Consider the following 20,011-nt stretch of genomic DNA (forward strand, 5'->3'; position numbering starts at 1 on the left):
CCCATTGTTCAGGTCACCATTGGTCGGTCGGGATGTTCGGGGGCGGGGACGAGCGCGGAGACCACCGCGAGGATGCGCTGCACCAGTTCGGCGGGGGTGGCGGTGGCGTCGATGACCACGCCCTCCTCGTCGTCGTGCAGCGGTTCCAGCTCGGCCAGTTGTGCCTCCAACAGGGCGGCCGCCGTGGCGTCGCGCAGTCGGCGTACGCGGCGCACGAGCAGGTCACGGCCTGCGGAGAGGTGGATGAAGTACAGTCCCGGGTCGCCCGAGCGCAGCAGGTCACGGTGCCGGCGGGTCAGCGCGGGACAGGTGGCGACGGCGAACACGCCGTCGCGGCGGCGTTCCGACAGCCAACGGGACAGCGGGCCCGGGAAGGGCTCCCGATGGTCGGGGGCCATGTCACGGACGTCGATGTAGGAGGCGGTCAGATGGCGGGCGAGCAGTCTCGCCACGGTCCTCGTACCGGTCCCGGCGACCCCCATCATCACGAGGGCCTTCCGCGGCGGCCCCAGGTTCCAGCCGTCAACGTCACTACTCGCACCCACGAGCGACCACCTTACGCGCGAATGGGGGCAGCTCCGTATCCGGGACCGCCCCCACGCGGGGTCATCCATGCCACATCTTCGGGCGCGGGGGTCAGGCGTCCGGTGACGCGCTGGGATCGGGGGCCTCCTCCTGCTCCTCGGGCTCGGGGTGGCCGTCGAAGTAGGACTTGCCGGCCTCGGTGTCACCGAGGAGCTGCGAGACCGTCACCATCGTGTACCCCTGTTCCTCCAGCCGCTTCAGGATCTCGGGAACCGCGTCGACCGTCGTGGAGTGGATGTCGTGCATGAGGATGATCGAACCGGGCTGGACGTTCTCGACCGCGCGCTTGGCGACGATGTCGGCGTTGCGGTCCTTCCAGTCGTTGGTGTCGACGCTCCAGATGATCTCGGCCAGCCCCAGCTCCTTGCTCACCTCCGCGACGGAGTCGTTCGTCGCGCCGTAGGGGGGACGCATGAGGTCGACGTCGTAGCCGGTCTCACGCCGGATCAGGGCGTTGACGGTGGCGAGCTCGGAGGTCACCTTCCCCGACGACACCGTGGTCAGGTCGGGGTGGGTCACGGTGTGGTTGGCCACCTCGTGCCCCTCGGCGTATTGGCGGCGCACGGTGGTGGGGTGTTCGCGGACCGGGCCGCCGGTGAGGAAGAACGTGGCCCGCGCGTCGTGTTCGGCGAGCGCGTCGAGCAGCTCGGGGGTCCGCTCCCCGGGGCCGTCGTCGAAGGTCAGCGCGACACACTTGGAGTCGGGTGCCGAGCAGTCCACCGAGTCGTCGCGGGCGGGCAGTACGCCGGGCACCGCGCTCGGGGCGGGGTCGGCGGAGGGGGAGGGGGCCGGCCGCTCGATCCGGAAGTCGGGGGTGACGACGGTGGCGGCGGCCTGCGCGCGCCGGCCGAAGTCCGACAGCAGCGGTTCGACGTCGTCCTTGCGGACCACGGTGAACACGCGGCCGTCTTCGGGGGGCGCGACCTGACCTTCGTCGAACTCCACGACCAGGTCGCCGTCGGCGTTGAACCCCATCGAGTCGTACAGGCGCAGGATCGGGTGGAGCGCGGAGACGTCGACGTCGTCGGAGGCGGAGAGGTTCTCCTGGACGATGTCGTTGAGGGCGTCGAGTTCCTCCTGGCCGGCGATCAGCTGGGTGGAGTAGGCCGGACGTCCGTTGGCGGCGTCGTACCAGTGGGTGGAGTAGAGGGTGCGCGGCCCCTCGGAGTCCTCCTCGTCTTGGACGAGCCGGATGCCGACGACGTCGTCGCCGGCCACGGTCACCCCCCAGTCGATGCCGATGCTCTTGGCTCCGGGGTTGGCGGCCCGGAAGTCGTCGACCTCCTGCGCGGTGGCCGCGGCGAGGTGCTCGGTCAACGGGGCGGCGTTGGGGACGGTCGGGTAGGCGACCTCGACGGCGACCCCGTCATCCTCGCTGCTCTTCTCCTCACCGAGGTCGACGACCAGCGCCGGGTCGACGACGGTCAGTTCACCGGGCTCCCCGGTCGCGGGCTCGCGAGGGTCCTCCTGGGTTCCGGAGGCGTGTTCGGCCTCGCTTCCGGACGAGCACGCTCCGGCCAACAGGACGGCCGCGCTGGCCGCGGCGACGCCACGCACGAGGCGGGCGCCTCCGCGCCGGGCGGTGCCTCGGAAGGTGCGGGAGGTGCTGGAGGGCATGGATTCACCAGGGACTTTCAACGGAAGGATGGTCTTTCACAGTCGAAGAGGTTCGACTTGCTTTGTCGCACGGGTGGGGTGGGACGGTTCCCTATCTTCTATGTCGATATGGACACGGTCCCCCTGATGAGGCTAGAACCACCGAGGCCGTGGCGTCTCACCCAATCGAGTAATAACACGACCGCATCGGGTCCGCTTTCAGGTGTTCGGTGCTTGAAACAGCCTCTGACATGCCGGTTCGCGGAGGCGAGGCGGGGCGGGGGCCGAAAATGCCATCTCGATCACGTGTCGGCCACAAGCGGACACGGCCGATCGGCCCACCGCCTCCGCGGTCGAGGCGGTCTGCAGGGGACGGCCTATACTCCCGGTGCGGTCGGTTCACGCGCGGCCTCGGGTCGTGCGTGTCGCAAGAGGGAACCCGGTGCGAATCCGGGACTGCCCCGCAGCGGTATGTGGGAACGAACGCCGTTTTTCGAGCACTGGACGCCACGGCGTCGGGGAAGCGACGGCCAGTAGGAGACGTGACGCGCCGCGTCACGCCGTGCCCGCGAGTCCGAAGACCTGCCACCGCCCGTGGTCGCGCCGCGACCACGGCTGTCCGAGGCCCCGAGGGAGGGCCGGACGACGACGGACGGTGGCCGCGTGGGCCCCGCCCGCGCGTTCGCGCACCCTCGTGGCCGAAGGACGACGGCTTCGACGAGGGAGAGAAGACCATGCGCGAGGACCTGAACGTGTCCGTCGGGGCGGGTGCCCGATGACGACGACCGTTCTCGGCTACCCCCGCATCGGGCCGCGGCGCGAGCTCAAGCGCGCCCTGGAGTCCTACTGGGCCGCGGACATCGACGCGGCCGAACTCGACACCGTGGCCGCCAGGCTGCGCGGCGCCACCTGGCGGACGCTGCGCGAGGCGGGCGTCGAGCACATTCCGTCCAACACCTTCTCCTACTACGACCACGTGCTCGACACCGCGGTCATGTTCGACCTGGTGGCGCCGCGTTTCGCCCGGATCGCCGAGGGGGACGACGACCGCTCCGCCGAGCTGCGGCGCTACTTCGCCATGGCCCGGGGCTGCGATGAGGCGGCGCCGTTGCGGATGACGAAGTGGTTCGACACCAACTACCACCACCTGGTGCCGGAGCTGTCGCCGGCCACCCGGCCGCGCCTGGCCGGGCGTAAGCCCCTGTCGGAGTACGTCCAGGCGCGTGGGCTCGGCTATGAGACCCGTCCGGTGCTGCTCGGCCCGCTGACCCTCCTCCTGCTGTCCGAGGGCTCCCCTGACGCCCCGCGGGGATGGCGGCCCCTGGAGCTGCTCGACGGGCTGCTCGACTGCTATGCCGAACTGCTCGGTGAGCTCGCCTCCGCGGGTGCGGGGTGGGTCCAGCTCGACGAACCGATCCTGGCCACCGACGCCGGCCAGGAGGTTCTGCGCGAACTGGGGGACGCCTACGAGCGCCTGGGCGGGGTGGCGCAACGGCCGAGGATCCTCGTCGCGGTCTACCACGGGCCGGCCGGCGAGGGCGCGCTGGAGACGCTCAAGCGGACCCCCATCGAGGGGGTCGCCCTGGACCTGGTGCGCGGCAACGCCGAGGACGTGTCCAAGGTCGGCGGCCTGGGCGCAAAGAGCCTGGTCGCCGGGGTCGTGGACGGACGCAACGTCTGGCGCGCCGACATCCCGGCGGCCCTGTCGACGCTGGCCTCCCTGCTGGGCCTGGCGGGGGAGGTCGTGGTGGGGACCTCCTGCCCTCTCCTGCACGTCCCCTACGACCTGGAGGTCGAGACCGGCCTGGACCCGTCGGTGCGCGACCGGTTGGCCTTCGCCCGGCAGAAGCTCGACGAGGTGGTCCTGCTGGGCCGCGCCCTCGCCGGAGCGGAGGACGTCGAGGAGCAGCTGGCCGGGGCCCGGCAGCGGTCGAGCGAGCGCGCCCCGCGGGCCTTCACCGACCAGCGGGTGCGGGCCAGGCTGGAGGCGCTCGGGCAGGCTCCGGCCCGCCCCTCCTACCGGCAGCGCGAGCGCGCCCGGGCCCCGCTGCCTCCTCTGCCCACGACGACGATCGGCTCCTTCCCGCAGACAGGTGAGATCCGGGCGGCGCGCGCCGCCCACCGGGCGGGACGGATCACGACGCAGGAGTACGAGCGGGAGATGCGCGCCGAGATCGACCGCGTCATCGCCCTCCAGGAGGACATCGGCCTGGACGTCCTCGTCCACGGCGAACCCGAACGCAACGACATGGTGCAGTACTTCGCCGAGCGGCTCGACGGTTTCGCCGTCACCGACCACGGGTGGGTGCAGTCCTACGGTTCGCGCTGTGTCCGCCCGCCGATCCTCTACGGCGACGTCGCCCGGCCCACCCCGATGACCGTGGAGTGGACCACCTACGCCCAGTCCCGCACGGACCGGCCGGTCAAGGGGATGCTCACCGGGCCGGTCACCATGCTGGCCTGGTCGTTCGTGCGCACCGACCAGCCGCTCGCCGAGACCGCCCGCCAGGTCGCCCTGGCCCTCCGTGACGAGATCTCCGACCTGGAGCGTGCCGGGATCCGCCACATCCAGGTCGACGAGGCGGCGCTGCGGGAGCTGCTGCCGCTGCGCGGACGCGACCACGCCGCCTACACCGCCTGGGCGGTGGGGGCGTTCCGGTTGGCCACCTCGGGGGCCACCGCCGGCACCCGTATTCACTCGCACATGTGCTACTCGGAGTTCAGCGCGATCGCCCCGGTGATCGACGCCTTGGACGCGGACGTGACCAGCATCGAGGCGGCCCGTTCCCAGGCGTCCCCGGCGGCCGACCTCGCCGGCGCGGGGTTCGACCGGGGGATCGGTCCGGGGGTCTATGACATCCACTCCCCGCGCGTCCCGACGGTGGCGGAGATCGAGCAGGCGCTGCGCGCGGCGCTGGAGCACACCGAGCCGGAACGGCTGTGGGTCAACCCCGACTGCGGGCTGAAGACACGCGGCTACGCCGAGGTCGAGCCGGCGTTGCGCGCCATGGTCGAGGCGGCCCGCAGGATCCGGGCCGAGCTGGCCGGGTGAGCCGGGCGGGGCCTTCTCCGGGAAGGCCCCGCCCCGTGCCCCGGCGGACCCGGCCGCACGGCCGGGTCCGCCGCCCATGAGGGGGCGGGGCGCGGCGCGTCCTCGCGCGGCCGGCGTCACCGTCCCGGGCCTGTGGAGCCGGCCGTCCCGTCGACGTCCCGGGCACGGCCGAGGACGTCCACCCTTGGCCGTCCGGTGCTTCGGCGCCGCGCCCGTCGCGGCCGGGAACCGGCCCCGGCCGCGTGGAGCACAGCCCGTTCGACCCGGAGCGGGCCCCGCCCGCGCCGTCCCCCGCCGTCGTGGTCTCCCCGACGGGGGCGCCCGGCCCGGGAGACGACGGGCTCAGGCGGTGGCGGGGAAACGGACCTGCGGCGGGTCGAGGGGACCCGGATCGGCGCCCACGCGCTCGCACACCCGTCCCGAGACCCAGTGGGCGTGGTCCAGGCACGCCGCGAGCGCCTGTGCGTCCAACGAGGCCAGCCGGTCCCGCCCGGCGGCGCCCAGGACGCCGTTGCGGTCGAGCGCGTCCAAGACCCCCGCGGCGAAGGCGTCCCCCGCGCCCACGGTGTCGGCCACCTTCACCGCGGGCGGTGTGCGCACCAACAGGAGCGGGTCGGCCCCGCCGCGCAGCGCGACGGTGCCCTCCCCGCCCCGTGTCACGAACACCAGACGGGGCCCCAGCCCCGCCCAGAAGCGGGCCGTCTCTTCGACGGAACGTCCCGGGTACAGCCACCTGACGTCCTCGTCGCTGGCCTTGACGATGTCGGCCAGCGCGATCTGGCGCTCCACCCGCTCACGCTCGGTCGCGGGGTCACCGGCGAGGGCGGGGCGGATGTTGGGGTCATAGCTCACGGTCACCCGCTCGCGCTGCCGGGCGATCCACTTCTCCAGCACCGCCGAGCCGGGGGCCAGGGCCAGCGCCAGCGAGCCGACGTGCAGCGCCGTCACGTCGTCCGCGACGGGATCGGGCAGCTCCTCGGGACGCCACTGCCAGTCGGCGGTGCCGTTCACGTAGAAGCCGTACTCGGCGTGTCCCGCCTCGTCGATGTCGGCGATGGCCAGGGTGGACGGCTCGGAGGCGCTGACCAGGTCGCGCCCGTCCACGCCACACGACGTGATGTAGCCGCGCAGCCGGCGGCCGAAACGGTCGGAGCCGATCCGGGCCAGCAGGGACGCCGGGGTTCCGAGCCGGGCCAGCGCGACAGCGGTGTTGGTCGGCGCGCCACCTGGCGCGGCACGGTAGGTTCCGCTCTCGGCGCTGATGAGATCGATCAGGGCCTCGCCGACGACGGTGATCAAGGCAGGTCCTTTCCGAGGGGTAGAGGGGAGGACGCGCCTGTCAGGCGCGTCCGGAACGGTCCGGGCCCCGCCGTAGGGGAGGAGCCGACGGCGTTGCGGCGCCGAGAGGGCGCGAGGCTCTCGCATGCCACGCGGACGTCCTCCTCGGTCCCGTCGGCGGGTCCGGCCGCGCCGGAGGGAAGCGGGCCGCTTCCCGTTGGGAGTATGGCCTTAGCGCGCCACTCGGACAACGCGCCCGCCCCGAGAGGGAGCGGACGCGCGAAGGGGCGCGTGGAGGATCCACGCGCCCCTTCGGGACAGGTCGGCGTCAGCTTCCCACGAGGTTGAGGGCCTGCTTGCCGAGCTCGGGCATCAGCCCCTCGACGTCGGAGAACTCCAACGGCGCGGGAGCGCCCTCGGACATGATGTCCGGGCTCATCGTGTAGATGATCTCCAGGTTCATGTTGTCCTCGCGGATGAGCAGGGTCGCCACGGATTGGTTGCCGAAGGACTCCTGCTCGCTGAAGATCAGCTTCGCCTCGTCACCGAGGTTGACGTCCTGCTGCTCCAGCACCTTGGTCGGCAGGATGTCGCTCGTCTCGTCGGTGGCGTAGTCGAGGTTGAACTGGAAGTCCTCCTTGGCGCCCTCGACCGAGTCGGAGGCACCGTAGGGCACCGAGTAGTCGACCTGGAGGGTGCCGTAGGTGCCGTCCTCGCCGAGGACGCTCCAGGTGCAGGAGGAGTTGTTGTCGCTGAGGTACTTGCTCGGGTCCGTGGCGCCGATCTCCGCGGCCTTCTCCTCGGTGATGGCCGTGCAGGGGTCCTCGGTGAGCGTGTAAGGCGGCTCGCCCGCGGCGCTGGTGGTGCCGCCCTCGTCGCCGCCCTCCTGCTCCTGGCCGCTCTGCTGCTCCTGCTCCTGCGAGGTGCCGGCGTCGCCGCCACCGGCCGAGGGCGCGGGTTCGCTGGAGCCGTTACGCATCAGCATCACCACGACCGCGACGACGAGGATCAGGATGACCGCGCCACCGCCGATGACGATCCACAGCCCGGCGTTGCTCTTGCGCGGGGCGGGCGGCTGCGGCGGGTAACCGGGCATCCCCATGCCGGGACCCCCGGGGCCACCGGGGCCATAAGGCGGCTGCCCGCCCTGGAACATCTGCTGTTCGTGGGGCTGCTGGAACTGCGGGGCGCCGGGCTGCTGGCCGTAGGGGCCGCCCTGGTAGGCGGGCTGGCCGCCACTGTCGCCATAGGGGGACGACGGGTAGGGGCCGCTCGGGTACTGGGGCTGGCCGCCACCGGGCTCGCCCTGCTGGCCGGCTCCGCCGTAACCGCCACCGTAGTGGCCCGGCTGTCCGCCGGAGTCTGAGTCACCACCGGGGTACTGCGGTGGCTGTGTGTAGGGTCCGTTGTCGCTCATGGCTCCCCTCGCGCCCGCTGCGTTGTGTTCCGTCCTGGGACGCACGTGAACGCCCCATGGTTCCAACTGGATGACTTGCCCGGCGCACTCCTGCCGGCCGTCCGCGGGGCACCGGAAGCTTACGCGTCGTCGGTGACGTTTCCGGTGGCCGCGTCTTGGGGGTGAGGAAGCGGACAAGACCTCCGGCGTCACGTCCGGGGAACGGGCCGTTGACGTGGGAGGCGGCCGGTTCCGCGGGGGACGCGAGAGCTGAAATCCTAGCCCGAGACGGGGGCTGGAGGGCAGACATCAAGGGAGGAAGCAGGCGGATCGTCACTCTTTTGTAGCTGGACTGTGCTGCCTGCGGCGCTCCCGGGGAACCCCGGCGGGGGAAGGCGCGGCCGCGATCGTTGCCGGATCGAAACCCGGGCGGGACCGATGGCCACGCCTTTTTGGCGAATCGTGGCGGGAAAGGCGGCCGAGAGCCCGGCGGGGCCGCCGGGCGGCGCCTAGAGTTGCCGGCGAGCGGTGGGCAGGGGAGCCCGGCGACCGGACAGGAGGGTGCGCTGATGTCGTCTCCGTCTTCTTCGGCTGGACGTGACGAGGACGCGCGGGCCGAGCCGCCCCGGCGGGGACCGCTCGCCTGGGCCGTCTTCGTCGTCGCGATCGCGGTGGTGCTGGCCGTCATGGCCGGGTGCATGACGGTGATGTACGCGCCGGTGTTCTCCGGTCTGGGGGGCTGACTCCCGAGCCCGCGGCGGGAGGGCGGGGCGGAGCCCTACGGACGGGCTTCCACTCCCATCGACCGCCGCCGGCCATCGCCGCACGGCGCCGGCCGTCCGCGTTCCCGCAGGCCCGAGGCCGGCCCCGCGGCGGCCTGCCCGGGGCGGTGCTCGGCCCGTCTCGCCGGCGAACCGTGGAATGCCGGGTGGGCACCGAGAGAGCGGCGTACCTTGGGAACGACCACGGCCTCCGACGAGATGGGGATCACGATATGACCGACGCGCCGTTCAACCCGCGTGAGCTGCTCGCCGAGAGCCGACTCGGCGTCCTCGCGACCATCAAGTCGGACGGTCGGCCGCAGCTCTCCCCGGTGAGCCCCTTCTACGACCCGCGGACCGACACCGTCTACGTGTCGATGACCGAGGGGCGCGCCAAGACGGCCAACCTGCGACGCGACCCGCGGGCCGCGATCGAGGTGACGCGCTCCGATGGGTGGGCGTGGGCCACCGCCGAGGGCACGGTGACGCTCACCGGGCCGGGCGGCGACCCCCACGGCCCCGAGGTCGAGGCGCTGGTCGAGTACTACCGGCGCGCGGCCGGGGAGCACCCCGACTGGGCGGAGTACCGGTCGGTGATGGTGTCCGAGCGCAGGGTGCTCATGACGATGGCCGTCGAGCACGTCTACGGCGAGCGGCTCCGCTGAGGGCGGAGCCGGTCCACGCGGGATCAGACCGGCGAACGCGGGCCGCGGAGCTTCGACGCGGTGGGGCGCCAAGGGCCGGGACGCGACGGTGACGGCGCCTCACCGTGGCGGAGCGGGCCGCGCGCCCGTCAGAACATCGAGATGTGCACGTGGTCGAAGTGGTTCTCGGTGATGCTGCCGCGGTCGGCCATGTCGCGCCAGCCCTCGTCACCGCGCCGGATGTCCCAGATCTTCTGCCGGTAGATGATGTACATGATCCCGAGCCGGTCGGCGTTCTCCTGCGCCCACTCGGCGATGGCGTAGCCGTGGTCGATCTGCTCCTGCGAGGGCATCTGCCCGTTGGCGTCGACCATGAAGTCGCAGGCCCGGCCCTTGGGGTGTTCGCCGACCACCCAGCCCCCGTTGGGCCGATAGCAGCCGACGCCGCCGTGTTCCCGGTTCTCCCCGAACTCCTCGATGATGAGTTCCTTCATCTGGCGGGTGCGCGGCGTGAGGTTGTCGGGACCCCCCATCTGCTGCACCGGGTAGTCGGCGATCATCGCCTGGACCTCCTCGCGGCGCTCCTCCAGCGCCGCGAGGTCGGCCTCGACCTGTTCGACCTTGGCCTGCGCGGCCTCCTGCGCCTCGCGGTCCTGCGCGACGGCCTCTTCGAGCTGCGTGATCTTGTCGCGGTTGCTGGTGGCGAGGTGGTCGACCATCACCGCGCGGTCGATGATGTCCTGGGGGTCGTCCTCGACGAACAGGGTCATGGCCGGCTCCAGGCCGCCGCCGGTGTAGGTGGCGATGGCGAGCCGGCGGACCTCGTCGCGCGCCTCGTCGACCTGTTCCTGGGTCGAGTCCGCGCGCTCCTCGGCCTCCTGGGCCTCGGCGATGACGCCTTCCATGTCCCGCAGCTCGCCGTTGTACTCCTCGCTCAGGGAGTCGGCCCGGGCGAGGAGGCTGTCGAGGTCCTCGGCCGGCGCCGGCGCGGGCGCCACCGCCAGGGCGGGAGCGGGGGACAGGGTCAACGGTGCCACCAGGGCGAAGGCCGCGATGGCGACCCCCGAGCGGCGCAGTGACGCCGCGCCGAGGCGCGGGCGCGCGAGGGCGCTGCGGGACGGGCAAGGCGGATCGGGCGCCCAGAAGTCGGCGTAGTCGTCGCCGGTCGAACGGTCGGGCTGCACTCTCTCGCTCCTCGATAGGCGCAGGACTCCCGGGAGAGGGCACTGGCCTTCCCGGGAGCGGGGTCTGCTCGCTGCCGCGGGCCGCGTCGTGTGGTCGGCTCCGTCCGAGGACGGGGACGTCCCGGAGGGCGGGGCCGAGGAAGCTCGTGGCCGGACGTCGAGCACTTTAGGAAAAATTGACTCTCTTGCCAATCGCGATGCCAATATCACGCCCGGGGATGGGGAGGGTCGGGCACTCGCGGACGAGTCTAGGTGTCCGGCAAGGGGAAAGCGGACGTTTCGGGTGATCTGTGTCATGGCCCATGCGGCCTGTTCAGCTAGGGAGACTCGGATCACATTTTCCTACTGTTATAGTGGGTTTTGTGGCGGAGGTAACCCGCTCCACCGCAATGTGGACACGGCGGGAATGGTTGTCTAGTTACGTGGATGGTGAACGGATGAGCGGTGCGCACCCCTGCGTCGCGACGACGCGCGGGCGGCGGTACCTGTCCTGCCACCGTTCCGCCGGCGGGTGTTGCCTGATGCGCGGCTGAGCCCCGGCCTCCGTGAGATCCCGCGCCCCCGGGCGCGTTCCCCGCGGCGGCCCCGCCGCCCAGCCCCGGCGCGACCCCGCGCCGTGCGGCCGGTCCCCGCGTGGTCCCGGGCCGTGGCGGACCCTGCACCCATCCGGAAACTTAACGAGGAAGACCCAGTGATAAACGCTGTGGGCCTGCGCAAGGTCTACCGGTTGAAAGACCGCGAGGTGCTCGCGCTTGACGGCGTCGACCTGCACGTCCGTCAAGGCGAGATCTATGGCGTCGTGGGCCAGAGCGGTGCCGGCAAGAGCACCCTGCTGCGCTGCGTCAACCTGCTGGAACGCCCCACCGCGGGAACGGTCGCCGTCGACGGCGAGGACCTCACCTCCCTGAGCGGGGCCCGGTTGCGCGCGGCGCGGCGCGGGATCGGCATGGTGCACCAGCACTTCGCCCTGTTGTCCTCGCGCACGGTCGCGGCCAACGTGGCCTTCCCGCTGGAGATCGCCGGGGTGGGCCGCGCCGAGCGCCGCCGCCGTGTCGGCGAGCTCCTCGAACTCGTCGGCCTCCAGGAGAAGGCCCGCGCCTACCCGGCACAGCTGTCCGGTGGCCAGAAGCAGCGGGTGGGGATCGCGCGGGCGCTGGCGTCGAGTCCCAAGGTCCTGCTGTCGGACGAGGCCACCTCGGCGCTGGACCCGGCGACCACCGAGTCCATCCTCGAACTGCTGCGCGACCTCAACCGCGAACTCGGCCTGACCATCCTGCTCATCACGCACGAGATGGACGTGATCAAGCGGATCTGCGACTCCGCCGCGATCATGGAGCAGGGCGTGTTCCGCGAGTCCGGCAAGGTCCTCGACCTGCTCGCCACACCGGGGTCGCTGCTCGCCCGGTCCCTGTTCCCACTGCCGCCCGCCGACGCCCCCGGCGTCGTCACCATCACCTATCCGCGGCAGTTCGACGAGCCGCTGATGTCGGAACTGACCCGCAGGTTCGACGTTGACGTCAACGTCCTCGGCGGCGCGGTCGAGACCGTCTCGGGCCAGTCGGTGGGCCGGCTCAACGTCGGCATCCAGGGCGCCAACCGCGCTGCGGCCCTGGCCTATCTCAAGGACAAGGGGCTGTTGGTGGAGGAGTCGACCCGATGAGCTGGATCCACGAACTCGCCGAGCGCTGGCCGGACATGTGGCCCGTGCTGTGGCTGGGCACCCTGGACACGCTCTACATGGTCCTGTGGGCCACGCTGTTCACGGTCCTGTTCGGCCTGCCGCTGGGGGTGCTGCTCGTCATGACCGACCGGGGCGGGTTGACCCCGGCCCCCGCGGTCAAGGCGGTCCTGGGCGCGATCGTCAACATCGGTCGCTCGTTGCCGTTCATCGTGCTGATGGTGGCGGTGCTGTCGTTGACCCGGTTCCTCACCGGCACCACGCTGGGGCCGACGGCCGCCATCGTGCCGTTGAGCATCGGGGCGATCCCGTTCTTCGCCCGCCTGGTCGAGACGGCGTTGCGCGAGGTCGACCGGGGCGTCATCGAGGCGTCCCACGCCATGGGCGCGCGACGGCTGACGATCGTGGCCAAGGTGCTGCTCCCCGAGGCGCTGCCGGGACTGATCGCCGGACTGGTCATGACGATCGTCGCGCTCATCTCCTACTCGGCGATGGCCGGCGCGATCGGCGGCGGTGGTCTGGGTGACATCGCGATCCGCTACGGCTACCAGCGCTTCGACGACTACTACCTGTGGGCGACCGTGGTCTTCCTCGTCATCGTCGTCCAGCTCATCCAGAGCCTCGGTGACGTGCTCGTGCGGCGGATGTCCCACCGCTGAGAGCCCGTTCCGACATCACTGCAACGACAAGGAGCACACCGTGCGCAAGCCCTGGGCGATCCTCGCAGCCGCGACCTTGACCACCACCCTCGCCGCGTGCGGCAGCCCGAGCGAGAACGCGGCCCAGCAGGAGGGCGACAGCGATCTGACCACGCTGCGGATCGGCGTCAACCCGGTCCCCCACGGCGACATCCTGGGCTTCGTCCAGGAGAACCTGGCCGAGGAGGCCGGGCTGAACCTGGAGATCGTGGAGATCGCCGACTACAACCAGCCCAACCCGCAGCTCGCCGAGGGCGCGCTCGACGCGAACTACTTCCAGCACCGCGTCTTCCTCGGCGAGTGGCAGGCGGCCAACCCCGACGACGAGCTGGTCTACGTCAGCGACGTCCACGTCGAGCGCCTGGGGCTGTACTCCACGAAGGTGGAGGACGTGGCCGACATTCCCGAGGGGGCCGAGATCGCGGTGCCCAACGACGCCGCCAACCTCGACCGCGCTCTGACCACCCTGGAGGCCGAGGGTCTGATCACGGTGGATCCCGAGGCCGGCGCGCTGGCGACCGAGAAGGACATCGCCGACAACCCCAAGGACATCAAGGTCACCCCGTTGGAGGCGGCCCAGCTCCCGCGGTCCCTGGGTGACGTGGACGCCGCCGTGGTCAACGGTAACTACGCGATCGAGGCCGATCTGGCGACGGAGGCCAACACGCTGGCCTGGGAGCCCGACGGCGGCGCCGACTACGTCGAGAACTACGCCAACGGCCTGGTCGTGCGGGCCGAGGACCAGGACGACCCCGCGGTCACCAAGCTGGCGGAGCTGCTGCACAGCGACGAGGTCGTCTCCTACATCGAGGAGACCTGGCAGGGCGTGGTGTTCCCGGTGGAGAACCAGGCCTGACGTCGTCCGGCCCCTCGGGGCCGGGAGGGACGCCGAGTCGAGGGCCGTGGCCCCGCGTGAAGACGCGGGGCCACGGCCCTTTCGGCGTCGTGGGGGTGGGACGAGGCGGTGTGATCGGGGTAACGGTTATGTTTCGCCGTCATGTCGGGGGATTGACGTAGACCACACGGAAGGGCTTCTCTTGTGGGAGCGCTCCCATATGGGGGGTACGGGACGCCCCGTCGTTGACTTTCCTGCCGGAGAAGGGTCCGCAGATGCAAACCTTCCGACGTCGCCCCTTCCAGGCCGCCGCCGCGGCGGCCGGGGTCGGTGCACTCCTCCTCACGACCGCCTGTGGCGGCGGTGACTCCGCCGACGCCAACGGCGAGATCACTCTCGTCGTCGACACCTACGGGGTCTTCGGCTACGACGAGCTGTACAAGCAGTTCGAAGCGGAGCACCCCAACGTCACGATCGAAGAACGCAACATCACCGACCTCGCCGAGTACACCCCGCAGCTCCAGCAGAACATCGCCGCGGGCAGCGGAGCGGGCGACGTCGTCGCGCTGGAGGAGGGCAACGCCGTCCAGTTCCTCCAGCAGTCCGACAAGTTCGTCGACCTGCGCGAGTACGGCGCCGAGGAGCTGGAGGGCAACTTCCTCGCCTGGAAGTGGGAGCAGGGCAAGGACACCGAGGGCAAGCTCGTCGGCCTGGGCACCGACATCGGCAGCATGGGCATGTGCTTCAACATCGACCTGTTCGAGGAGGCCGGCCTGCCCACCGACCGCGAAGAGGTCGCCGAGCTCTGGCCCACCTGGGACGACTTCATCGAGACCGGCGCCGACTTCGTCTCGACGATCACCCCCTACTTCAGCGTGCTGACCGTCCAGGGCGGCGAGCACACCTTCCAGGACACCGAGGGCAACCTCGTCGTCGAGACCAACCCCACGATCCGCGAGTCGTGGGACCTCGTCACCCGCATGGCCGAGGAGGGGCTGTCCGCCAGCCTGCCGATGTGGTCCGACGAGTGGAACGCCGCGATCCAGAGCAACGCCTTCGCGACGCTGCCCTGCCCGGCCTGGATGCTCGGCCACATCGAGAGCACCGCGGGCACCTCCGGCGCCAACAAGTGGGACGTCGCCGCGGTCCCCGAGGGGCGCGGTAACTGGGGCGGTTCCTGGCTGGCGGTCCCGACGCAGAGCGAGCACCCGGAGATGGCCGCCGAGCTGGCCAAGTTCCTGACCTCCCCCGAGGGACAGCTCGAGGCCTGGAACTCCGCCAACGTCCTGCCCTCCTCGCCCGAGGCGATCGACAGCCCCGAGGTCCAGGAGTTCGAGCGCGAGTACTTCAACAACGCCCCGGTCGGCCAGATCTACGGCGCCAGCGCCAAGGAGCTGGAGCCCGTCTACTTCGGCCCGGACAACCAGGCCATCGGTGACGCCTTCCGCGCCGCCCAGGAGTCGGTGGAGCAGGGACAGGCCACCCCCGACGAGGCGTGGAACACCGCCGTCGAGGCGGCCAAGCGGGCCACCGGCGAGAGCTGACCTCCCGACCTGACCACGCGGCCCGCCCGGCCGGCCGGCACCCCCTCCCCGGTGCCCGGCCGCGCCGGGTCGGGCCGCCCTCATCACCCTCCTCAACGCATACGGAATTCTTCGAAGGAGCGCGCGACGTGACCACTCCTCTCAAGCGCGGTGGCGCCCCGCCACCCGCGGTCCCCCCCACGGGCGGGAGCCGCGGTGCCGCGGCACCGGGCAGCCCGAAGGGAACGGAGGAACGCCGGTTCCTGTGGACGAAGCTGGACACCAAGGCGTCGCCCTACCTTTTCATCGCCCCGTTCTTCATCCTGTTCGCGATCTTCGGGCTCTTCCCGCTGCTCTACACGGTGTGGGTCTCCCTGCACGAGTGGAGCCTCATCGGCGGCAACGAGGGCTTCGTCGGCCTGGACAACTACGCCCGGTTGATGGGTGACGCCAAGTTCTGGAACGCGCTCTACAACACCCTCGGCATCTTCCTCATCGCGGTCGTGCCGCAGCTGCTCATCGCGCTCTTCCTGGCCGACACCCTGAACCGCAGGCTGCGCGGGCGGACCATGTTCCGCATGGTGCTGATCCTGCCCTACATCACCTCGATCGCCGCTGTCGCGATCGTGTTCAGCCAGCTCTTCGGCACCCAGTACGGCCTCATCAACTACGGTCTCGGATTCCTCGGGATCGACCCGATCGACTGGCGGGGTGAGAAGTACGCCTCCTGGGTGGCCATCGCCATCATGATCGACTGGCGGTGGGTGGGTTACAACGCGCTGATCTACCTCGCCGCGATGCAGGCCGTCCCCAAGGACGTCTATGAGGCGGCGGCGCTCGACGGCGCCAGCCGGATGCGCCAGTTCTGGCAGATCACCATCCCGATGTTGCGTCCCACCATCATCTTCACGGTCATCATCTCCACCATCGGGCAGCTCCAGCTGTTCACCGAACCCTCGGTGTTCGGTACCGACGGGACGATGGCCGGCGGCACACAGGGACAGTTCCAGACGGTGATGATGCTGGTATTCCAGGAGGCCATGCGCTACGGCAACTACGGTTACGGTGCCGCCATCTCCTGGGCGTTGTTCCTGTTGGTCGTGCTCTTCTCGATCGTCAACGCCCTGTTGAGCAGCCGGATTCGGAGTGCGTCATGACCGCCACCTCCCTGACGACAACGAGACCCGGCGGTCCCGCCGCAGGCTCCCCGCGCCGTACCCGCAAGCGCAAGGGCGGGGGGACGATGCGCGAGGCCACCCCGCTGACCTACATCGCGCTGATCATCACGGTCCTGCTCTCGGTCTTCCCACTGTGGTGGATGTTCGTCGTGGCCACCCGCGACACCTCGGCCGCCTCCCAGCGCCCGCCCACGCTGCTGCCGGGCGGGAACTTCATCCTGAACATGGAGCGCCTGTTCGCCAACACCACCGCGAACTTCACGACCGGTCTGACCAACTCGCTGATCGCCTCGACCACGGTCGCCGTGGCGGTCGTCTTCTTCTGCTCGCTGGCCGGCTTCGCCCTGGCCAAGCTGAGGTTCAAGGGGCGCGGCGCCTTCACCGTCGCCGTCGTGGTGACGATGGCGGTCCCGGTGCAGGTCGGCATCATCCCCCTGCTCATGCTCATGGACTGGCTGGGCTGGCGGGGCGAGTTGCAGTCGGTCATCGTGCCGTTCCTGGTCAGCGGCTTCGGCGTGTTCATGATGCGCCAGTACGTCGAGCAGACGGTCCCCGACGAGCTGTTGGAGGCGGCGCGCATCGACGGCTGCTCCACGTTCCGGATGTACTGGAACGTCGTGCTGCCCGCCCTGCGCCCGGCGATGATCGTCCTGGGGTTGCTGACCTTCATGACCACCTGGAACGAGTTCGTCTGGCCGCTCGCCGCGCTCAACGCCGACAACCCGACCGTCCAGGTCTCCATCAACCAGCTCAACGTCTCGGCCTACTCTCGTGACTTCTCGCTGATGTTCATGGGATCGACGTTCGCGACCCTCCCGCTGCTCATCCTGTTCATCGTCTTCGGCCGTCAGCTCGTCGGCCGGATCATGGAAGGTGCGATCAAAGCGTGAACCCTTCTCCTTCATCCACGCAGTCCCCGGCTCCCGCCCCCAAGGCGGGGGAGGCGACCGAGGTCCGCTTCCCCGAGGGCTTCGTCTGGGGCGCGGCGACGGCGTCCTTCCAGGTCGAAGGCTCGACCACCGCCGATGGGCGCGGAACGAGCATCTGGGACACCTTCTCGGCGACGCCCGGCAAGGTCATCGGCGGCGACACCGGGGAGCCGGGGACCGACCACTACCGGCGTTACGTCGAGGACGTCGCGCTCATGCGCGAACTCGGCCTGGGCGCCTACCGTTTCTCCGTGGCCTGGCCGCGCATCCAGCCCGACGGTAAGGGCGGGATCAACCGGGCCGGCCTGGACTTCTACGACCGGCTGGTCGACGAGCTCCTCGCGGCGGGCATCGACCCCTGGCCGACGCTGTACCACTGGGACCTGCCCCAGCAGCTGGAGGACGACGGCGGTTGGCCCGTGCGCGACACCGCGCTGCGCTTCGCCGAGTACGCCGCCGTGGTCCACGGCACGCTCGGCGACCGGGTCACCAACTGGAACACCCTCAACGAGCCGTGGTGCGCCTCCTTCCTCGGCTACGGCGAGGGCGTCCACGCGCCCGGCCGCACCGATCCGGCCGCGGCCCTGGCCGCCGCCCACCACCTGCTGCTCGGCCACGGCCTGGCGGTCGCGGCGATCCGCGAGCAGGCCGGGCAGTTCGACCGTGTCCCGCGACTGGGCCTGGCGCACAACCAGACGGTCATGTGGCCCGACACCGACAGCCCGGCCGACCAGGCTGCGGCCCGTTTCGCCGACGGACTGCGCAACCGGATCTTCACCGACCCGCTGTTCCACGGCGCCTACCCCGAGGACATCGTCGAGGGGCTGGCCTCCATCACCGATTTCGGGTTCGTCCGTGACGGCGATCTCGCTGTGATCTCCACCCCACTGGACATGCTCGGGATCAACTTCTACAACCCCCAGTGGGTGTCGGGCGACCCCGCCCGGGTGGACCCCGCGACGCTGGACGACGGCGACAACGCGATGCGGCTCGGCGACGTTCCCATGGCGTTCGTCCGCAGGGGACTGCCCACCACCGCGATGGGATGGGAGATCGAGCCCGAGGGCCTGTACGCGGTGATGACCCGCCTGGCCGCCGAGGCCCCGGGCGTCGACCTCTATGTCTGCGAGAACGGGGCGGCCTTCGAGGACGTGATCACCGAGGACGGCGGCGTGCACGACCACGAGCGCACCGCCTACATCGACGCGCACCTGCGCGAGGTGCACCGGGCGATCGAGGCCGGCGTGCCCATGCGCGGCTATTTCGTGTGGTCGCTCATGGACAACTTCGAGTGGGCCTGGGGATACTCCAAGCGGTTCGGGATCGTCCACGTCGACTACGAGACCCAGCGGCGCACGCTCAAGGACAGCGCCCTGTGGTACTCCGATGTGATCCGCAGGGGAGGACTGCTCAGGGAGTCCTGAACCTTCCCCGAAACCGGACATCGCCGCCCCTTCGTGTACCACTATTGGTGGAGGAGGAGGGGCGGCCGTGTGTGTGCGCCCGAAATGGGAGGACGGCAGATGAGCGTTCGTCGGCAGCGGCCGACGCTGGAGATGGTGGCCGAGCGGGCCGGGGTGGGCCGGGGGACGGTCTCCCGTGTCATCAACGGTTCGCAGCAGGTCAGCAAGGCCACCCGCGAATCGGTGCTCAGGGCGGTGCGGGAGCTGGGGTATGTGCCCAACAAGGCCGCGCGGACCCTGGTCACCCAGCGCACCGACACGATCGCGCTGGTCGTCTCCGAGCGTGATGACCGGCTGTTCGCCCAGCCCTTCTTCGCGGGCATCGTCCGTGGCGTCAGCTCCGTCCTCAACGACCGGGGGTTGCAGCTGCTCCTGGCCACGGCCCGGACCGCGGCCGAACACGAACGCCTGGCCGAGTACCTCACCGGCCACCACGTCGACGGTGTGCTGTCGGTGTCGCTGCACAGCGACGACCCGCTGCCCGGGCTGCTGGAACGCGCGGGGGTGCCCTACGTGCACGGCGGGCGGCCACTGGACGCCGAGCCGAGGGCCGTCCACTTCGTCGACACCGACAACGTCGGCGGCGCCCGCGCGGCGACCCTGTACCTCGTCGAGGGGGGACGCGAGCGCGTGGCCACCATCGCCGGGCCGCAGGACATGGTCGCCGGCATCGACCGGCTCCGCGGCTACCGCGGCGCGCTCGAGGAGGTGGGGAGAAGGGTCGATCCCGCCCTCCTGGCCTACGGCGACTTCAGCTACGAGGGGGGCGAGGCGGCCATGCGGGAGCTTCTGGCCGCCCGTCCCGACGCGGTGTTCGCCGCCTCCGACCTCATGGCGCTCGGCGCGCTGCGGGTGGTCAAGGAGGCCGGTATGCGCGTCCCCGAGGACATCGCCATCATCGGCTACGACGACTCCGACCTCGCCCTGCACTCCGACCCGCCCCTGACGTCGGTCCACCAGCCGATCGAGCGGATGGGACGGGAGATGGCCCGCATCCTCACCGACGGCCTCGCCGGGGAGGTGCGCGAACCGGGCGGGGTCATCCTCGACGCCTACCTGGTCGTGCGCGATTCCACCTGACGAAGGCTACCGGGGCGTAGGGCCGCGGCACCCTCTGGACGCCGCCTCACCTGCTGTGCGACGCTGAATCCGGTCCTTCCCTGATGCCATGGCACGGGAGGGAACAGGACGGGGCGGGCGCGCCCGGCGGT

Annotated in this window: 16 protein-coding genes and 1 riboswitch; of the genes, 11 read left to right on the plus strand and 5 right to left on the minus strand. The window is 70.8% G+C overall.

Annotation, left to right across the window (positions count from 1 at the left end; all coding sequences use genetic code 11):
• Positions 1 to 8: 8 nt before the first annotated feature.
• Complete coding sequence (locus ACYVHU_RS01630; RefSeq protein ID WP_144389965.1) at positions 9 to 545, minus strand: hypothetical protein; 537 nt, start codon at positions 543 to 545, stop codon at positions 9 to 11.
• 91 nt (positions 546 to 636) lie between these two features.
• Positions 637 to 2,202 (minus strand): polysaccharide deacetylase family protein, encoded by a 1,566-nt coding sequence (locus ACYVHU_RS01635; RefSeq protein WP_078760336.1) that lies wholly within the window; start codon positions 2,200 to 2,202, stop codon positions 637 to 639.
• A gap of 356 nt (positions 2,203 to 2,558) precedes the next feature.
• Positions 2,559 to 2,785, plus strand: a riboswitch (cobalamin riboswitch).
• 171 nt (positions 2,786 to 2,956) lie between these two features.
• Here ACYVHU_RS01635 and metE point away from each other — a divergent pair.
• Positions 2,957 to 5,233: a 5-methyltetrahydropteroyltriglutamate--homocysteine S-methyltransferase gene (gene metE / locus ACYVHU_RS01640; protein WP_498947385.1), complete on the plus strand. Its 2,277-nt coding sequence runs from the start codon at positions 2,957 to 2,959 to the stop codon at positions 5,231 to 5,233.
• A 342-nt stretch (positions 5,234 to 5,575) separates the two neighbouring features.
• On the opposite strand, the gene ACYVHU_RS01645 is transcribed toward metE, so the two are convergent.
• Positions 5,576 to 6,532, minus strand: a complete 957-nt coding sequence (locus ACYVHU_RS01645) for a carbohydrate kinase family protein (protein WP_078760338.1) — start codon at positions 6,530 to 6,532, stop codon at positions 5,576 to 5,578.
• A gap of 307 nt (positions 6,533 to 6,839) precedes the next feature.
• Entirely contained in the window at positions 6,840 to 7,928 is a 1,089-nt protein-coding gene (locus ACYVHU_RS01650) for a hypothetical protein (protein ID WP_235000793.1), read from the minus strand.
• A gap of 548 nt (positions 7,929 to 8,476) precedes the next feature.
• Between ACYVHU_RS01650 and ACYVHU_RS01655 the strand changes: the two genes are divergently transcribed.
• Together ACYVHU_RS01655 and ACYVHU_RS01660 are read left to right on the plus strand one after the other, a co-directional pair.
• Positions 8,477 to 8,650, plus strand: a complete 174-nt coding sequence (locus ACYVHU_RS01655; RefSeq protein ID WP_200813517.1) for a hypothetical protein — start codon at positions 8,477 to 8,479, stop codon at positions 8,648 to 8,650.
• A 251-nt stretch (positions 8,651 to 8,901) separates the two neighbouring features.
• Positions 8,902 to 9,333, plus strand: coding sequence for a PPOX class F420-dependent oxidoreductase (locus tag ACYVHU_RS01660; RefSeq protein WP_078760339.1), 432 nt, complete (start codon positions 8,902 to 8,904; stop codon positions 9,331 to 9,333).
• Between the two features lie 128 nt (positions 9,334 to 9,461).
• Here ACYVHU_RS01660 and ACYVHU_RS01665 read toward each other — a convergent pair whose 3' ends face one another.
• Positions 9,462 to 10,496, minus strand: coding sequence for a coiled-coil domain-containing protein (locus tag ACYVHU_RS01665; RefSeq protein WP_078760340.1), 1,035 nt, complete (start codon positions 10,494 to 10,496; stop codon positions 9,462 to 9,464).
• A 703-nt stretch (positions 10,497 to 11,199) separates the two neighbouring features.
• Between ACYVHU_RS01665 and ACYVHU_RS01670 the strand changes: the two genes are divergently transcribed.
• The 8 genes from ACYVHU_RS01670 to ACYVHU_RS01705 all read left to right on the plus strand — a co-directional run bounded on the left by ACYVHU_RS01670 (position 11,200) and on the right by ACYVHU_RS01705 (position 19,880).
• On the plus strand, positions 11,200 to 12,156 hold the full coding sequence (locus ACYVHU_RS01670; RefSeq protein ID WP_078760341.1) for a methionine ABC transporter ATP-binding protein: 957 nt from the start codon (positions 11,200 to 11,202) through the stop codon (positions 12,154 to 12,156).
• On the plus strand, positions 12,153 to 12,833 hold the full coding sequence (locus ACYVHU_RS01675) for a methionine ABC transporter permease (RefSeq protein WP_078760342.1): 681 nt from the start codon (positions 12,153 to 12,155) through the stop codon (positions 12,831 to 12,833). The genes ACYVHU_RS01670 and ACYVHU_RS01675 overlap by 4 nt, the downstream gene beginning before the upstream one ends.
• A gap of 40 nt (positions 12,834 to 12,873) precedes the next feature.
• On the plus strand, positions 12,874 to 13,728 hold the full coding sequence (locus ACYVHU_RS01680; protein WP_078760343.1) for a MetQ/NlpA family ABC transporter substrate-binding protein: 855 nt from the start codon (positions 12,874 to 12,876) through the stop codon (positions 13,726 to 13,728).
• A 254-nt stretch (positions 13,729 to 13,982) separates the two neighbouring features.
• The gene (locus ACYVHU_RS01685) at positions 13,983 to 15,251 is read left to right on the plus strand and encodes a type 2 periplasmic-binding domain-containing protein (RefSeq protein ID WP_498947386.1); all 1,269 of its coding nucleotides are present in this window, start codon (positions 13,983 to 13,985) and stop codon (positions 15,249 to 15,251) included.
• Positions 15,252 to 15,379: 128 nt separating this feature from the next.
• Positions 15,380 to 16,387 carry a carbohydrate ABC transporter permease gene (locus tag ACYVHU_RS01690; protein ID WP_432936123.1) on the plus strand — a complete coding sequence of 336 codons (1,008 nt, stop codon included), beginning with the start codon at positions 15,380 to 15,382 and terminating at the stop codon, positions 16,385 to 16,387.
• Positions 16,384 to 17,298 carry a carbohydrate ABC transporter permease gene (locus ACYVHU_RS01695; protein ID WP_078760345.1) on the plus strand — a complete coding sequence of 305 codons (915 nt, stop codon included), beginning with the start codon at positions 16,384 to 16,386 and terminating at the stop codon, positions 17,296 to 17,298. Before ACYVHU_RS01690 ends, ACYVHU_RS01695 begins: the two co-directional genes overlap by 4 nt.
• On the plus strand, positions 17,295 to 18,761 hold the full coding sequence (locus ACYVHU_RS01700; RefSeq protein ID WP_078760346.1) for a GH1 family beta-glucosidase: 1,467 nt from the start codon (positions 17,295 to 17,297) through the stop codon (positions 18,759 to 18,761). The genes ACYVHU_RS01695 and ACYVHU_RS01700 overlap by 4 nt, the downstream gene beginning before the upstream one ends.
• A 99-nt stretch (positions 18,762 to 18,860) precedes the next feature.
• Positions 18,861 to 19,880 carry a LacI family DNA-binding transcriptional regulator gene (locus ACYVHU_RS01705; RefSeq protein WP_078760347.1) on the plus strand — a complete coding sequence of 340 codons (1,020 nt, stop codon included), beginning with the start codon at positions 18,861 to 18,863 and terminating at the stop codon, positions 19,878 to 19,880.
• The last annotated feature ends 131 nt before the right edge of the window (positions 19,881 to 20,011 follow it).

This window comes from Marinactinospora endophytica (assembly GCF_054780875.1).

Excerpts from the sequence above, each read along its gene's own strand:
- ACYVHU_RS01660 (WP_078760339.1), top strand. The coding sequence starts at position 8,902 with ATGACCGACGCGCCGTTCAACCCGCGTGAGCTGCTCGCCGAGAGCCGA.
- ACYVHU_RS01705 (WP_078760347.1), top strand. The coding sequence starts at position 18,861 with ATGAGCGTTCGTCGGCAGCGGCCGACGCTGGAGATGGTGGCCGAGCGG.
- ACYVHU_RS01650 (WP_235000793.1), bottom strand. The coding sequence starts at position 7,928 with ATGAGCGACAACGGACCCTACACACAGCCACCGCAGTACCCCGGTGGT.
- ACYVHU_RS01635 (WP_078760336.1), bottom strand. The coding sequence starts at position 2,202 with ATGCCCTCCAGCACCTCCCGCACCTTCCGAGGCACCGCCCGGCGCGGA.
- ACYVHU_RS01695 (WP_078760345.1), top strand. The coding sequence starts at position 16,384 with ATGACCGCCACCTCCCTGACGACAACGAGACCCGGCGGTCCCGCCGCA.
- ACYVHU_RS01675 (WP_078760342.1), top strand. The coding sequence starts at position 12,153 with ATGAGCTGGATCCACGAACTCGCCGAGCGCTGGCCGGACATGTGGCCC.
- ACYVHU_RS01685 (WP_498947386.1), top strand. The coding sequence starts at position 13,983 with ATGCAAACCTTCCGACGTCGCCCCTTCCAGGCCGCCGCCGCGGCGGCC.
- metE (WP_498947385.1), top strand. The coding sequence starts at position 2,957 with ATGACGACGACCGTTCTCGGCTACCCCCGCATCGGGCCGCGGCGCGAG.
- ACYVHU_RS01655 (WP_200813517.1), top strand. The coding sequence starts at position 8,477 with ATGTCGTCTCCGTCTTCTTCGGCTGGACGTGACGAGGACGCGCGGGCC.